General features: G+C 44.6%; 14 protein-coding genes and 1 pseudogene. 12 read left to right on the top strand and 3 right to left on the bottom strand.

Going from position 1 to position 16,479, the window contains the following annotated elements; translation table 11 throughout:
- Positions 1 to 65: 65 nt before the first annotated feature.
- Positions 66 to 365 carry a cell division protein ZapA gene (locus KCV26_09735; GenBank protein WZX35605.1) on the bottom strand — a complete coding sequence of 100 codons (300 nt, stop codon included), beginning with the start codon at positions 363 to 365 and terminating at the stop codon, positions 66 to 68.
- An 18-nt stretch (positions 366 to 383) separates the two neighbouring features.
- The gene (locus KCV26_09730) at positions 384 to 749 is read right to left on the bottom strand and encodes a hypothetical protein (protein WZX35604.1); all 366 of its coding nucleotides are present in this window, start codon (positions 747 to 749) and stop codon (positions 384 to 386) included.
- A 229-nt stretch (positions 750 to 978) separates the two neighbouring features.
- Between KCV26_09730 and KCV26_09725 the strand changes: the two genes are divergently transcribed.
- Positions 979 to 1,650, top strand: coding sequence for a hypothetical protein (locus KCV26_09725; GenBank protein ID WZX35603.1), 672 nt, complete (start codon positions 979 to 981; stop codon positions 1,648 to 1,650).
- On the opposite strand, the gene KCV26_09720 is transcribed toward KCV26_09725, so the two are convergent.
- The gene (locus KCV26_09720; GenBank protein WZX35602.1) at positions 1,625 to 2,767 is read right to left on the bottom strand and encodes a HAMP domain-containing histidine kinase; all 1,143 of its coding nucleotides are present in this window, start codon (positions 2,765 to 2,767) and stop codon (positions 1,625 to 1,627) included. The genes KCV26_09725 and KCV26_09720 overlap by 26 nt on opposite strands.
- Before the next feature lie 159 nt (positions 2,768 to 2,926).
- Here KCV26_09720 and KCV26_09715 point away from each other — a divergent pair, with 159 nt between their 5' ends.
- From KCV26_09715 to KCV26_09665, 11 genes and pseudogenes are all read left to right on the top strand, one after another.
- Entirely contained in the window at positions 2,927 to 3,754 is an 828-nt protein-coding gene (locus tag KCV26_09715) for a sugar phosphate isomerase/epimerase (GenBank protein ID WZX35601.1), read from the top strand.
- 2 nt (positions 3,755 to 3,756) lie between these two features.
- On the top strand, positions 3,757 to 4,413 hold the full coding sequence (locus KCV26_09710) for a rhomboid family intramembrane serine protease (GenBank protein WZX35600.1): 657 nt from the start codon (positions 3,757 to 3,759) through the stop codon (positions 4,411 to 4,413).
- Between the two features lie 60 nt (positions 4,414 to 4,473).
- Entirely contained in the window at positions 4,474 to 5,043 is a 570-nt protein-coding gene (locus tag KCV26_09705; protein WZX35599.1) for an NUDIX hydrolase, read from the top strand.
- Positions 5,040 to 5,747, top strand: a complete 708-nt coding sequence (locus tag KCV26_09700) for an SAM-dependent methyltransferase (protein ID WZX35598.1) — start codon at positions 5,040 to 5,042, stop codon at positions 5,745 to 5,747. The genes KCV26_09705 and KCV26_09700 overlap by 4 nt, the downstream gene beginning before the upstream one ends.
- Positions 5,748 to 5,776: 29 nt before the next feature.
- Positions 5,777 to 6,775, top strand: a complete 999-nt coding sequence (gene murB, locus KCV26_09695; protein ID WZX35597.1) for a UDP-N-acetylmuramate dehydrogenase — start codon at positions 5,777 to 5,779, stop codon at positions 6,773 to 6,775.
- Between the two features lie 88 nt (positions 6,776 to 6,863).
- Positions 6,864 to 8,168 (top strand): UDP-N-acetylglucosamine 1-carboxyvinyltransferase, encoded by a 1,305-nt coding sequence (gene murA, locus KCV26_09690; GenBank protein WZX35596.1) that lies wholly within the window; start codon positions 6,864 to 6,866, stop codon positions 8,166 to 8,168.
- A 214-nt stretch (positions 8,169 to 8,382) separates the two neighbouring features.
- Positions 8,383 to 10,245, top strand: a complete 1,863-nt coding sequence (locus KCV26_09685) for a 2-oxoacid:acceptor oxidoreductase subunit alpha (GenBank protein WZX35595.1) — start codon at positions 8,383 to 8,385, stop codon at positions 10,243 to 10,245.
- 11 nt (positions 10,246 to 10,256) lie between these two features.
- On the top strand, positions 10,257 to 11,297 hold the full coding sequence (locus tag KCV26_09680; protein WZX35594.1) for a 2-oxoacid:ferredoxin oxidoreductase subunit beta: 1,041 nt from the start codon (positions 10,257 to 10,259) through the stop codon (positions 11,295 to 11,297).
- Between the two features lie 237 nt (positions 11,298 to 11,534).
- Positions 11,535 to 14,255, top strand: a complete 2,721-nt coding sequence (locus KCV26_09675; GenBank protein ID WZX35593.1) for a 2-oxoglutarate dehydrogenase E1 component — start codon at positions 11,535 to 11,537, stop codon at positions 14,253 to 14,255.
- 56 nt (positions 14,256 to 14,311) lie between these two features.
- Positions 14,312 to 15,583, top strand: coding sequence for a 2-oxoglutarate dehydrogenase complex dihydrolipoyllysine-residue succinyltransferase (gene odhB / locus KCV26_09670; GenBank protein WZX35592.1), 1,272 nt, complete (start codon positions 14,312 to 14,314; stop codon positions 15,581 to 15,583).
- 31 nt (positions 15,584 to 15,614) lie between these two features.
- Positions 15,615 to 16,476 (top strand): annotated as a pseudogene (locus tag KCV26_09665) (EamA family transporter).
- Positions 16,477 to 16,479: the final 3 nt, after the last annotated feature.

Raw genomic sequence — 16,479 nt, 5'->3', positions numbered from 1 at the left:
GGATTGATTAAAATCACCCGTGAAAAAGTGCGATGTGAGTTGGCCCTGACAATCAGGATTCTGTTCTATTTCTTTAGAAAAAGATCCAGTTCTTTTATCAGCGTACTGATTGTATCCTCATAGGGTTTCGTATTATTCTTACTTTCAATAGAAAAATTCTCCACCAATGCCTGTATAGCAGTCATAGCCATAAAGTCTTGTACGATTAAATCGGGATTTCCACCAAACTTAACCCTGTACTGATTGATCTTATTGTGTATTGTCTTGGCAGCTTTTCTGAAAGCTTCCTCTTCCGATTGTTTGATCTTCAGTGGATACTTCCGGCCGTCAATTTCCAACGTTAATAAAAACTTTTCGTCGCCCATAGCATAAATTTCCCGTTTTTAACTGTTCAATAAATTTATGCATTTATCAACTTCTCGCACTAATTTGGACAGCTTGTTTTTGGCAACTCTCACATCCACCGATGCCGCAGTAATGGTTCTTGCCGTTTTTAAACTATCGTATTTTGTTTTCAACTGATTAAGTTGCTCTGTTTTTTCAACTAACTGTTGTTGAATAACCTGTAAATCAGATTTTAGTCGAATATTCTCTTCTTTAAGAGTGTCGCACATGAACATCACCTGTCTCACACGAAACTCCAGATCAGTCAACAACTTTCTTTTCTCTTCAGTCATAGAAAAACAAAAACTCACGCAAATATAGTCATTGCTCTCATTTTTTACAACTTTTTGTAAGTTATTTTTCATAAATTCATTCCCTTGCGCTAAATACTGAAAAGTTTGGTGGAGATTTTGTAAATTTGTGATTCATTGACCTTCAAAAAGGTTTATATTTATTGCCTGGCTCTGCGGTAACCAGGGGGCGGCATTATGCCTGTCTCATCTAACGGGCAACCCATAAAACATCCAGATATCTCATATTTAGTTGTATGAGGGGCAGCAGCTAATGCATACGAAAATTAAACAATAAATAAGAATGAGCGAGATCAAGATAACCGTCAGCGACGAAATTTTCCGGGCTTGTCCCGAGTTTTGCTTCTCTGCCATAATCTGCAGGGTAAAAAATTCCCCTCACAACGAAAAATTATGGAAAGAGGTGGAGGTATTTTCGACAGATTTCCGGGCAAGGTATAAAATGGAAGATATAAACAAAAGAAAAGCAATTTTTGCCACGCGACAGGCGTATAAAAATCTGGGAAAGGATCCTAACCGGTACCGGCCATCGGCAGAAGCATTGTGCAGACGGATAATTAAGGGTATAGATTTATATCCGATCGATACGTTGGTAGATCTGATAAATTTTGTTTCGCTGAAAACCGGATATTCCATCGGAGGGTTTGATTATGATAAAATTCAGGGTAATCTGGTTTTGGGCATTGGAACAGCCGGAGAAAAATTTGAAGCTATTGGCCGTGGTTTGTTAAACATCGAAGGATTGCCTGTCTACCGGGATGAAGTTGGGGGAATAGGCACACCTACCAGCGACGAAGAACGCACAAAAATAACCGGGGAAACAACCCGCCTGTTGATGATTATAAACGGATATTCCGGAAGAGAAGGCCTGGAGGAAGCAACAGACTTTTCAGTGGAGTTGTTGAAAAAATATGCGGGGGCGGAAGAAATTATCCTTTCCTCAACAAAATTCTAAAGGTGGTCCCTTTTCCGATTTCTGACTGCTTAACAAAAATTTTTCCCTCGTGATAGTTCTCCACTATACGTTTGGCCAGGGATAACCCTAATCCCCATCCCCGTTCCTTGGTGGTGAATCCGGGCTGGAAAATACGGTTGAATTTCGATGTTGAAACGCCTTTTCCCGTGTCGGAGATATCAAGAAAGCAATGCCTCCCTTTTTCGCCCATTGAATAAGTAATAATGCCTTCTCCTCCCATTGCATCAACCGCGTTTTTGGTCAGGTTCTCGATTACCCAACTGAACAACGATTCATTCAGTTGCACCATTGCTGAAGATTCGGGAAAATCGAAAATCAACCGCACTTTATCGGATATCCGATTCTCGAGATAGGCAACCGATTGTTTTACTGCATCTTGCAAGATCACAGGCTTTATATCGGAAACGGATCCGATTTTCGAAAATCGCTCGGCAATGACCTCCAACCGATACACATCCTTACCCATTTCGTTTATCAAAGCTGGATCGAGCCCTTTCAGCTTTAAATACTCCGTCCACGCTATCAACGACGAGATAGGCGTTCCCAACTGATGAGCCGTCTCTTTCGACAATCCAGCCCATACCTTGTTCTGCTGTGCTTTTTGTGAGCTCATGAGAGCAAAAAAAGCTAACGCTATAAAAATAGAAATCACCAACAACTGTACATACGGATATATCTGCAACCGTTTAAGAATAAAAGAATCATCAAAATAAACAGACTGATTGAGTTCCTCAAGTTCAATGGGATCGTGTTTTACAGCAAACTCCCCTGTTTTTTTCAGCAAAAACCCTTGAGTGTCTTTTTCAGGTAGTTTTATGTTATTCGCAGAAAGTGTATTACTGGTTTTATCGTACAAGATTACAGGAATGGTCTTGTTACTTTGCAGAATCTGCAATACCAGATTCATGTCGCTGCTTTCATCGCTTTTGGCTAACAACTCTGTTGCCGCAGCCCAGATCTCAACTTTATTCCTTTCCTCTTTGGCCAATCCTTTTACAAGCGTGTTCGAGAAGACAAGCGAAACAAGGGCAATCACAGTTGCAACAGCTATAAAAGCATATCTCACAGGTTGCCGGGATTCGAATAAAAAGTTCATCCGTTCATTTGCTTTAGTTGTTTACAAAGTAACGAAAAAAGGTTCGATTTATTGAATAAGCAATTATTTTATAACAAACTTCACTTTTTATTCGTGCTTCTCCATAAAATTTGTATTTTTGTGCACGAACACAGAAATACTTTTTTAATTTAACTCAAGATGAAGAAATTAGTTTTTTTGCTGACGGGAATTTTGGTTTCCCTGTTGATCCATGCACAACAACGACCCGACCCGCAACCGGCGCCGGACACATTCGAAAAATTTAAAGTGGGAATGGCCGGGTATACATTTGTAAAATTTGACTTGGACAAGACATTGGAAATCATGCAGAAATGCGATGTTCGCTACCTTTGCATCAAAGATTTTCATTTGCCGATGAACAGTACCGATGAACAGATTGCGGCTTTTCACGCCAAGCTGAAAGCCAAAAACGTGACCGGCTATGCTGTTGGCCCCATTTATATGCGGTCGCAGGAAGAAATTGACAAAGCGTTTGAGTATGCGAAACGTGTGGGAGTGAAAATGATCGTCGGGGTTCCCAACTATGATTTACTGCCTTACGTCGATAAAAAAGTGAAAGAGTACGATTTCAAGTATGCCATTCATCTTCACGGACCAGACATGCCCCTTTATCCCGACGCCGATGATGTCTGGAAGAACGTAAAAGATCTTGATCCACGCATCGGGATGTGTCTGGATATCGGCCATGACCGCCGTAATGGAAAAGATCCTGTGAAAGACCTGAAAAAATACCGGTCCCGAGTTTTTGATGTGCATATCAAGGATGTGACCGGAGCCACGAAACAAGGCTATTCCGTTGAAGTGGGCCGGGGAATACTGGATATTCCGGCGTTTGTAAAAATGCTCAGAAAAGTAGGATACGAAGGCGTTTGTAGCTTGGAGCACGAGCGTAACATGAATGATCCGTTTCTGGGCATTGCCGAATCCATCGGATATTTCCGTGGGGTAATAGCTGCCACAAAATAAATATGATCACGTTCCTGATAATCGGAATAACATCGGTAATTTCCATAGCTGCTTTCGGCAACTATACGATGATGGATAAATTCATTTTCAGGCCCACAGAAGCGGGTCGCGGACAATGGTATCGTTTCTTCACGTATGGTGTATTACACGCCGACTATACGCACCTTATATTCAATATGTTCACGCTCTATTTTTTTGGCGGCGATATAGAGCGTGCTTTTAAAGCAACATTTGGAGGACAGACAGGAGTTTTCTATTACCTGCTGCTCTACGTAACCGCCCTGCCCGTATCCATTCTCCCCACTTACCTTAAACAGAAAAACAACAACAGTTACCGGGGAGTGGGTGCGTCCGGGGCAGTTTCAGCAATAATTTTCGCATATATTCTCATAAACCCGATGAATTTCATGGGAGTCCTATTTATCCCGGTATGGCTACCCGCTTTCCTTTTCGGAACGATTTTTTTGCTTATTTCTGTTTCACTTGACAAAAAGCAATCCAAAGGGATCAATCACTCGGCACACATAACCGGCGGTTTGTACGGAATAGCTTTTATGGTAACGGTTTTTATCGCATTTGCCAACATCAACCTGGTAAGCGAGTTTGCAGACAAAGTAAAAATCGATTCAATATACGATCTTATCCGGATAGGTTATTGATTCGTAAAATCACAACATGTATAAACATTTTTGGCTAATTTTGCAGGAAAATGTTCATCCATGAATTTGAAAAGCGACAACAAATCCCTGCATTGGAGAGTATTGGGAAGCGAATACCTGCATCAGGAACCCTGGTTAACGGTCAGAAAAGAGCAACTGCAATTGCCCAACGGAAATATCGCTCCCGAATATTACGTCTTGGAGTACGCCAATTGGGTAAATACGATTGCTATAACCCGCGAGAAAAAATTTGTACTGGTGAAGCAGTACAGGCATGGAATCAGACAGGTTTGCTACGAACTGTGTGCCGGGGTATGCGAAAACAGCGACCGGTCGCCACTCGAATCGGCAAAACGGGAGTTGATGGAAGAAACCGGCTACGGAAAAGGGAAATGGAGCGAATTTATCTGTGTTTCTCCCAATGCAAGCGCAAACACAAACCTCTCCTACTGTTTTATCGCTGAGGATGTGGAAAGGATAAATGACCAGGCACTAGAAGACTCCGAAGACCTTACGGTGCATCTCTTTTCTCTTGATGAAGTAAAAGAGTTGCTGATGAACGGAGAAATTATTCAGGCTACCATGGCTGCTCCTTTATGGAAATACATGGCTGTAAACAAGTTACTATGAAAGATGCCGCCTTATACCTGATTCCCACAACGCTGGGAGACACGCCGGTCAACCAGGTTTTACCATCGTACAACCTCCGGATCACTTCCGATTTACGCCATTTCATCGTAGAAAACGTACGAACAGCACGTAGATTTCTGAAGCAATGCAATCCTGAAATCGATATCGATTCCCTTGCTTTCTACGAGTTGAACGAACATACCGACCGGCATCGTATTTCAGCGTACCTGAAACCCATCCGGCAGGGAGAAAGTGTGGGAATTATCTCCGAAGCAGGCTGTCCGGCCATAGCCGATCCGGGAGCTGATGTAGTGGCTATTGCACAAAGCGAAAGAATAAAAGTTGTACCGCTGGTTGGCCCGTCATCCTTACTCATGGCGATGATGGCATCGGGATTCAACGGGCAAAGCTTTGCTTTTCACGGCTACCTGCCCATTGAATCCGGCGAGCGGATAAAAACACTTAAGAAACTGGAGAACAGGGTATATTCCGAAAATCAAACGCAGCTTTTTATCGAAACACCCTACCGCAACAAAAAGCTGGCAGAGGATATTTTACAGCACTGCAAACCTCAGACACTGTTATGTATCGCGATGAATATCTCCTGCGAGGATGAATACATTGCAACAAGACCGGTGAAGGCCTGGAAAGGCAATTTGCCCGATATGCACAAGAAACCGTGCGTATTTCTTATATACAGATAGGCGCTATAAGCAATAAACCCATAACCCGAATGAACATTCAACACGACATCCAACTTCAACCCTACAATTCTTTTAAAACAAAAGCGCTGGCTAAACTTTTCGCGCAACCGTCAACCATTACCGAATTGCAGGAAATTCTCTCCAGCTACAAAACCGAAAAGAAGTTGGTTATCGGAAGCGGATGCAACCTGTTTTTCACCCGAGATTTCGACGGGCTGATTATCAAACCCGAAATCCACGGCATCCGTGTTTTAGAGGAAAATGCCGATTGGGTAGAAATTGAAGCAGGGGCAGCGGAAGATTGGGACAACTTTGTGGAGTTCTGTGTTTCTCGCGGTTATTCGGGAGTGGAAAACCTATCGCTTATCCCCGGAACTGTAGGAGCGGCCCCCATACAAAACATCGGTGCTTACGGAGCCGAAGTAAAAGACGTAATCACGTACGTGAAAACAGTGGAAGCCTCAAGTGGCAAAATTGAAAGTTTCTCCAACACAGCATGCAATTTTTCCTATCGAAACAGCATCTTCAAGCAGACCCGTAAATTTGTGGTAACCTCGTCGGTTTTCAGGTTGCAAAAAGCATTTACGTATGTAGAAAAATATGCAGACCTGAACCTGGAACTGAGAAACAATTTCCACCCCTCTTTATCCCAGGTAAGGGAAGCCATTATCCGGATCCGTACCCGCAAATTACCCAACCACCTTGAATTGCCTAACGCGGGGAGTTTCTTCAAAAATCCCATTTTATCAAAACCGCAAAAGGAAAAACTGCTCACACTCCTACCCGATGCGCCAATATACAATATCGGAGACAACGGTTTTAAGACCTCGGCGGCATACCTTATCGAGAAAACGGGATGCAAAGGAAAACGGAAAGGCAACGTGGGCATTTACGAAGGTCACGCGCTGATTGTCGTGAATTACGGAACCGAAAACGGGGAGGAAATACTGAGTTTCGTTCAGGACATTCAAAACGAGGTACAATGTAAATTCCACATTATGCTGGAGCCGGAGGTCTGGATTTTTTAACAAAGGGCAGAAAATGCCGGCCGTATTTTCCTAAACAACGATTATTTCAAAAGAAAACCCTAAATTTGCACAAATCGAAAATCAACGTATGTCATCATTTATTATCGAAGGCGGACACCGGCTAAAAGGCGAAATATTTCCTCAGGGAGCAAAAAACGAAGCATTACAGGTAATCTGCGCCACACTGCTTACCGATGAAGAGGTTGTTATTGAAAACATCCCCGATATCCTGGATGTGAACAACCTTATAGCATTGCTTAAAGATATGGGTGTGGAAGTGCAAAAATTAAGCCCGGACACCTATTCGTTCAGAGCTTCAGCTATTGATTTGGAGTTCACGAAGACCGAAGATTACATGAAAAAAATCGCCGCCCTGCGTGGTTCAATTATGATAATTGGCCCACTTTTGGCACGATTCGGGAAAGCGATCGTCCCCAAACCTGGAGGCGACAAAATCGGGCGGCGGCGTTTGGATACACATTTCAACGGAATCATGAAGCTGGGGGCCGAACTGGTTTTCGATGAAAAAAAACAACTTTTTTCCCTTTCCGCCAACCACCTGCGCGGGCAATACATCCTGCTGGAAGAGGCATCGGTTACCGGAACCGCTAACTTGCTGATGGCTGCCGTGTTTGCAGAAGGAGAAACCATTATCTATAATGCCGCCTGTGAACCTTATGTGGAGCAATTGAGCAAGATGCTGGTAAGGATGGGGGCAAAAATCGAAGGGATAGGTTCTAACCGGCTCACCGTAAAAGGAGTTACAAGACTGGGGGGTTGCCGCCACAAACTGCTGCCCGATATGATCGAGGTCGGCAGCTTTATTGGAATGGCAGCGATGACTGCTTCTGAAGTAACCATAAAGAACGCGTCGATAGAAAATCTGGGAATTATTCCCGAAAGTTTCCGCAGGTTGGGTATCGCTGTTCAGCAACAGGGCGATGATTTATACATTCCGCCCCAGGAACATTACACCATCGAATCGTTTATAGACGGTTCCATCCTGACTATTGCCGATGCACCGTGGCCCGGCCTTACCCCTGACTTACTGAGCGTCATGCTTGTTGTTGCCACCAAAGCCGAAGGGTGCGTGCTGATCCACCAGAAAATGTTTGAGAGCCGCCTGTTTTTTGTAGACAAGCTTATCGATATGGGGGCTCAGATTATTTTATGTGACCCGCACCGGGCAACAGTTATCGGGTTAGGTGATCGATTCCGCCTTCGTGGGATGACCATGATCTCGCCCGATATCCGCGCCGGGATCTCGCTCCTTATTGCGGCGATGAGCGCCAAGGGCAAAAGCATCATTCATAATATCGACCAGATAGACCGGGGCTATCAGGATATTGACTTACGGTTGAATAAGCTGGGAGCAAATATTGAGAGGACATGAAACAGGAAGCTTGAAGTCTGTTAACACAAGGTAAGGCATCCGGCTAATTAATTTATAGAACGCAAAATTTGCTTTTTCCCCAACTCTTTTGTTACTTTGCACCGTATTATTATCAACGGAATTAACCTGTCAAAAGTTTAGAAACTTGTTTTTCAAAAACTCGATTGAAAAAACACACAAAGAAGTTAAAGATTTACAAATCAAGACATTTATTATGATTAATGAAACTGTAATTACAGATTTGAAGCAGGTAACGATACGGTTTTCCGGTGACTCGGGTGACGGGATGCAGTTAACCGGGACGTTATTTTCCACTTTGTCTGCCATTTTTGGAAATGAAATCGCCACTTTTCCCGATTATCCGGCAGAAATTCGCGCACCGCAAGGCACGTTAAACGGAGTTTCTGGTTTTCAGGTCCGTGTAGGATCGAAAGATATTTACAACGCGGGAGATAAAGCCGACGTATTGGTCGCGATGAACCCCGCTGCACTGAAAGTCAACCGCCAGCACTTGAAAAAAGGATCGATCGTCATTTTTGATACCGATTCCTTCACACGAAAAGACCTGGAGAAAGCGCTCTTCAAAACAGAAGATCCTTTTGCAGAACTTAACCTCAAGGACGTTCAACCTATTCCGGTGGCCATCACATCGATGACCAAAGACTCACTGGCAGACAGCGGAATGGAAAACAAGGATATTTTACGAAGCAAGAACATGTTTTCGCTGGGCATCGTTTGCTGGCTCTTTAACCGGCCGATTGAGATTGCCGAACAACTGCTGAAAGACAAATTCAAGAAAAGGCCAAAACTGGTCGAAACCAATATAAAAGCATTAACAGACGGATATAACTACGGAAACAACATACACCTGACAGCTACCACCTACCGTATCGACACCGTAGAAACCGGAAAGGGTTTTTATACCGATATAAACGGAAATACTGCCACAGCATACGGACTAATCGCAGCCGCCGAAAAAGCCGGAGTAAAACTTTTTCTAGGTTCCTACCCCATCACGCCGGCCACCGATATCTTACAGGAACTCTCCGCAAGGAAAGACCTGGGCGTAAAAGCATTGCAGATGGAAGATGAAATTGCCGGAATCTGTACCGCCATCGGCGCCAGCTTTGCCGGAAGCCTGGGTGCAACCTCCACTTCAGGTCCGGGGTTGTCGCTCAAAAGCGAAGCACTTGGACTAGCGGTGATGACCGAGCTGCCGTTGGTTGTGGTTGATGTACAGCGTGGCGGTCCATCAACAGGAATGCCCACCAAGAGCGAACAAGCCGATTTGTTTCAGGCTCTATACGGGAGAAACGGCGAAAGCCCCCTAGCGGTGATAGCGGCCACCACCCCCACCGATTGTTTCGACAGTGCCTACTGGGCATCGAAAATTGCCTTGGAACATATGACTCCGGTGGTTTTACTTACAGACGGGTATATTGCCAACGGTGCATCAACGTGGAAGATTCCAAACCTCGAAAAATACCCCACTATCACCCCTCCTTACGTTCAGAAGAACTTCAACGAAAGTGCCGAAAACTGGAAACCCTATCTCCGCGACGAAGAAACGCTGGTAAGGTACTGGGGTGTCCCGGGCACCGAAGGATACATGCACCGCATCGGAGGACTGGAAAAAGATTATTTCACGGGTGTGATATCGTCCAATCCCGAAAACCACCAACTGATGGTAGATACCCGTAAGGCAAAAATAAAAAAGATAGCCGACTTCATCCCCGAACAAGCGGTCATCGGCAATAAAGATGCCGACACGCTTATCGTTGGATGGGGAGGAACTTACGGCCATTTGCTGGAAGTAATGATGCGCATTCAGGATAAAGACAGAAAAGTAGCCCTCGCGCACTTCAGGTTTATCAATCCGTTGCCACGCAACACGTACGATATTTTGAAGAAATACAAAACCATTATCGTTGCCGAGCAAAATACCGGCCATTTTGCTTCCTATTTACTGAGCCAGTTCGATGATATTAAGGTACACCGGTTCAATCGGGTGGAAGGACAACCTTTCAGCGTAAGTGAGCTGGTGGATGAGTTTATTAAAATTATGGGAGACAACTAAAAATTAAATGTATGGAAACAGCAACAGCAGAAAAAATACAAGCAAAATATACCCAAAAAGATTATAAAAGTGAAGTAAATGTACGTTGGTGTCCGGGTTGCGGAGACTTTGCCATTTTAAGCTGTGTGCATAAAGCCATGGCAGAACTGAACATCCATCCACACGAGACGGTGGTGGTCTCGGGGATTGGCTGTTCATCGCGTTTGCCCTACTACATGAACACCTACGGATTTCACGGGATTCACGGCCGTGCCGCAGCCATCGCCACCGGAGTGAAAGTATCCAACCCCAACCTGAATGTTTGGGTGGCAACCGGCGACGGCGATTCACTGGCAATCGGTGGAAACCATTTTATCCACACCGTCCGGAGAAATGTAGACATCAACATCATCTTGTTTAACAATAAGATTTACGGGCTTACCAAAGGACAGTACTCCCCCACTTCCGATCGTGGATTTGTATCCAAATCCTCGCCTTTCGGAACGGTGGAAGATCCTTTCCGTCCGTCAGAACTTTGTTTCGGAGCACGGGGGACATTCTTCGCCAGAGCCATTGACGTGGACATGAAGAACACCACCGAGATAATGGTAGCCGCAGCCAGACACAAAGGAACATCCGTGGTGGAAGTATTGCAGAACTGCATCATTTTCAACGATGGTATTCACAATAAGATTGCTGATCGCGCGTGGAAAGCCGAGAAAACAATTATGCTGAAACACGGCGAGAAAATGATTTTCGGACTTGAGAACAATCGGGGGATTGTCCTGGATGGATGGAACTTAAAAGCTGTTACTATCGGCGAAGAAGGATATACAATGGATGATATTCTGGTTCACGATGCCTCCTCTACTGACAATGCATTACACATTAAGCTCAGCCTGATGGGTTACGACAATGATCTCCCGGTGGCGTTGGGCGTTATCCGCTCAGTGGATTCGCCATCATACGAAGCCGAATACGAGAATCAGATTGCCGAAGTACAGAAGAAAGCAGCCAAAAAGTCATTTACCGATTTTCTGATGAGCTCTTCCCATATCTGGGAAATGAAATAACGAAACAAAAGGGCGTTGTAGAATAAATGGGGCAATTTCAAAAAGAGATTGCCTCATTTTTTTTTCAGGTTTTTTCACTCCGATAGAAAATTTATCACAGCGTATCAACCTCATGTAAGGGTAGCGTTTTGCACAATCCGGTTTGACTTAAACTGCTTTTCTAAACAAAATTGTTGCAAAGCGTGAACAAAATCATCATCTTTACAGTTTGAATAAATTAACTACAACAACTGATCGATGGATACCCGCAAAGAGTTAAATTTTATGGATATTGGAGCCATAGAAGAATTGTATAAACAGTATATGGAAAATCCGGAAAGTGTCGATGAAAGCTTTCGTTTTTTCTTTCAGGGTTTTGATTTAGCCACCAGGCATTTCCCTGCCAAGCCACAGGAAATAAAGGGGGATGTCGGAGTTTCCACCAAGGAAATAGCCGTAATGAACCTGATTACCGGATACAGACGTAGAGGACACCTGTTTACCAAAACCAATCCGGTCCGTTCGCGCCGTCAATATTCACCTACACTCGATCTGGATAATTTCAATCTTTCCGAAAGCGATCTGGACAAGGAATTCGAAGCCGGGAAAGAGATCGGAATCGGCAGAGCAACCTTGAGAGAAATTGTCGAACATTTAAGTGAGACCTATTGTAAATCCATCGGCGTGGAATACCGTTACATGACGAAACCGGAAATCGTGCAATGGTTACAACAAAAAATGGAAAGCAGCAAAAACCAGGAAACCCTTCCCAACGAAAAAAAACTGCACATCCTCAACAGCCTGATCGAAGCATCGGGGTTTGAAGATTATATGCACAGAAAATACGTGGGGCAAAAACGGTTTTCACTGGAAGGCTCGGAAGCTATTATTCCAGCCCTGGACGCCATCGTTTCTCACGGAGGATCGTACGACGTAAACGATATTGTAATAGGAATGGCCCACCGGGGAAGGCTCAACGTACTGACAAACATCATGAAAAAGCCGTACTCCCAGGTTTTTCGCGGATTTACCGCTGAAAACTACGGAGAAGAGATAAAGTACGGCGACGTAAAATATCACCTGGGGTATAACAATACTATCGATTACGAGGGACGAAAAATTTCCGTCAGCCTGGCACCCAACCCTTCCCACCTGGAAGCAGTAGGTCCTGTGGTGGAAGGAATTGCCAAAGCCAAGTTGGAACAGGAACATGATTTTCAATACAATCAGGTGTTACCCATTTTGATACACGGTGATGCCGCCATTGCCGGACAAGGAGTTGTTTACGAGACCATCCAGTTCTCAAAACTGGATGGATACAAAACAGGAGGAACCATCCATATCGTAATAAACAACCAGGTGGGGTTCACCACCAACTACCTGCAGGGACGCTCCAGCACCTACTGTACCGACGTTGCCAAAGTAACCCAGTCGCCTGTTTTCCATGTAAACGGAGACGACGTGGAAGCCATGGTCTTTGTCGCAAAGTTGGCACTGGAGTTCCGTCAGAAATTCAATATCGACGTGTTTATCGATCTACTTTCGTACCGAAAATACGGGCACAACGAAGGTGACGAACCCCGTTTTACGCAACCCAAGTTATACGACATCATTGCTAAACATAAGAATCCGCGGGAAATTTATGCCGGGAAACTGATCAGCCAGGGAGTACTCACCCAACTGGAATACGAAACCCGGGTGGCAGACTTCCACAAGGTGCTGGATCAGGCATATGAAACTGCCAACGAAAGCACGCAATTGAATATCCAACTTTTTCTTGAAGAAAAATACAAGGGTATAAGGTTTCCCAAAGCAGAGGATTTCGAGACCATTGCCAATACCAAAATATCGAAAGAGATGTTTCTGGAATTAGCGGAAAAGATAACGTCATTGCCGAAGGACAAGCACTTCTACAATAAAACCGTCCGGCTGTTTTCACAAAGAGCCGGCATGATTAAAGACGATTCATACGATTGGGCGATGGGCGAATTGATGGCTTATGCATCGCTGGCAAAGGAAAATTATCCCGTTCGGTTGAGCGGACAGGATTCCGAGCGGGGAACTTTCTCGCACCGTCATGCTGAAATCATAACCGAAGACGGTGAAGAAAAATACTTTCCACTGAAGAACTTAGGCGGTGAGCACGCCATGGTGCGTGTGTACAATTCACCACTCAACGAATACGGAGTGCTGGGTTTTGAATACGGATATTCACTCGCCAATCCTTTCGGGTTAACTATCTGGGAAGCTCAGTTTGGAGACTTTTTTAACGTGGGGCAGGTAATCGTGGATCAATATATTTCTGCCGCACAGGAAAAGTGGGGCGTGAAATCGGGTTTGGTGATGTTTCTGCCACACGGATACGAAGGACAGGGAGCCGAGCATTCGAGCGGAAGAATTGAACGTTTTTTGAACCTGTGTGCCAACTTTAACATGCAAGTGGTTAACCCTACAACGCCGGCTAATCATTTTCATGCCATCCGCCGCCAATTGCATCGCGATATCCGGGTTCCTTTGATCGCATTTACACCGAAAAGCTTGTTGCGCCATCCCGACTGTACATCGACCATCGCTGATTTTACCGAGGGGCATTTCCAGGAAATAATTGCCGACAACAGCCTAAAATCCCTGTCGAAAGCAACCAAACTGCTGTTGTGTTCGGGTAAAATCTATTACGAACTGGATGCTGCACGCAAAGAAGCTAATGCAGACCACCTTTCCATTATCCGTATTGAGCAACTCTATCCCTTCCCCGAAAAGCAACTCCAAAAGATTCTGAAAAATTACAGCAAAGATATAAAGCTTGTCTGGGTGCAGGAAGAGCCACTGAACATGGGTGCTGCCCTGTTTGTTAAACACTGGATCGGTGACCGCAGCCTGCAGATCATCAGCCGTCCTTCAAGTGGCGTAACAGCAGAAGGCTTAACGGCTTTACACAAGATACATCAGGCAGAAATTATTAAGGAAGCAATACAATAAATGCAATCTGGATTCGCTTTTATTCTGAAAAACTATTGAATAACAACCGAGGTATTATGGCAATAATAGAAATAAGGGTACCCAGCCCTGGAGAATCGATAACGCACGTCGAGCTTTATAAATGGCTCGTTGCAGACGGAGCAGTAGTTAAGAAAGACACGGAAATAGCCGAGTTGGAATCGGAAAAGGCAACACTGACATTGGTAGCCGACGAATCGGGAAAAATATCGTTGAAAGCTTCGGAGGGTGATAGCCTGGAAGTCGGTTCCGTAGCATGCACCATTGATACGTCCGTTCAACCCGAAGCAGATGTGGAAACCGAAGAGAAGAAACAGACAACAGCTCCCGCTGACACGGAAAAGAAAGAAATCAAACCCGAACCTGCCAAAACAGAAAGTCGGAAGCCGGAAGCAAAAGCCACAACGGATGATTATGGAAATGTAAAAGTGACCCCATTAGCCAAACGGGTAATGGAAGAAAACGACCTGTCGCTGGAAGACGTCATAAGTGGCCTTCGCCGGTTGAAACGCTCCGATGTGGAAGCAGTACTGGCAGCAAGCGGCGTAAGCTCCGTAAGCGGATTAAAAAAACCGGCAAGCCGCGAATCCAGAATCGACAGGATGAGTTCGTTACGCCGAAAGTTGAGCGAACGCCTGGTTTCCGTAAAAAACGAAACAGCCATGCTTACTACGTTCAACGAAGTAAATATGAAGCCGATTATGGATTTGCGAAAAAATTATCAGGACAGATTCGTTGAGAAACACGGAATCAAATTGGGTATGATGTCGTTTTTCCTGAAAGCCTGTTCCATAGCGCTGCAGGAATTTCCGAGTGTAAACTCGATGATGGAAGGTGAAAACATGACCACTTACGACTATGCCGATATTTCGGTAGCGGTAAGCACACCCAAAGGACTAATGGTTCCCGTGATCCGGAACGTGGAAAGCATGGGGCTGTCCGAAATAGAAAAAGCCATTGCAGAGGTTGCCGATAAAGCCCGCAAGGGGAAGTTGTCTATCCCCGAAATGACAGGCGGAACGTTCACGATAACTAACGGCGGTGTTTTCGGGTCAATGATGTCTACCCCTATCATTAATCCCCCTCAATCTGCCATCTTGGGGATGCACAATATCTTGGACCGCCCGGTGGTGGTAGAAGGGCAGATTGTCGTACGGCCGATGATGTACGTAGCACTGTCTTACGACCATCGCGTGATTGACGGACGCGAGTCTGTGGGTTTCCTGGTACGGGTAAAGCAGCTGCTCGAAAACCCAACCGATATGCTCTTTGGGAAGAGCAGCGGAGAGAAAGAGTTGCTGGAACTGTGAGTCTCAACAAGACAAAAAGGACTCCACCCGAATGGCCGAAACCCTTTCAATTACGATAGCGGTAATATTAAGGATATTTTCCAACCCGCTGGCAAAAAGGGAGCCATCCGCTGGTTGTTAACTTTCTCACTTATTTTCTGCTATCGGTGGTTTGTGGCATTTCGCTGTTTTTTTTACGAATATCCCATCTCAACCACGATTTCTGGATCTATTCGATACTCGGAGGGATAGCAGGAGCATTGGGAAACGGATTTCTGGTAAAGGCGCTTCACCTGGGCGATTTATCGGTACTGGGACCCATTAATTCCTATAAATCCATTGTTGGGATTATTGCCGGAATATTCCTACTCTCAGAAATCCCTAACATTTGGGGAATCCTGGGCATAGCATTGATAATTTACGGGAGCTACTTTGTTTTAGACACGACCGATGAGAAATTCTCGTGGAGATTGCTGAAACGTCCCGAAATCCAATTCAGAATTTGGGCAATGATTCTTACCGCTATCGAAGCCGTTTTTATTAAAAAAGTAATACTGGCATCATCAACCACTGTGGCATTCATGAGTTGGTGCCTGTTTGGTGCTTTGTTTTCGTTTATCGTACTGTTTTTCTGCAAACTGAACCTCAAAGCAGAACTCAGCAAGACAATGAAATTTAATTATGCAAGTAAGTTCTTGCTGTTAGCAGGATGCGTAGGGACAATGCAACTTACGACAAACTACACTTTTGACCACATGCCTGTCGGTTATGCATTATCGCTGTTTCAGCTTTCTGTCATAATAAGTATTTTGTTCGGATATAAATTTTTCCGGGAAAAAGAGATTGGAAAGAAAATCGCCGGATCCATTATTATGATCATGGGGTCAACACTGATCATCTTACTTAAAAATTAAAAA

Source organism: Petrimonas sulfuriphila (assembly GCA_038561985.1).
In the GTDB taxonomy this organism is placed as follows: Bacteria; Bacteroidota; Bacteroidia; order Bacteroidales; family Dysgonomonadaceae; genus Petrimonas; species Petrimonas sulfuriphila.
This window is presented reverse-complemented; position numbering and strand designations above follow the sequence as displayed.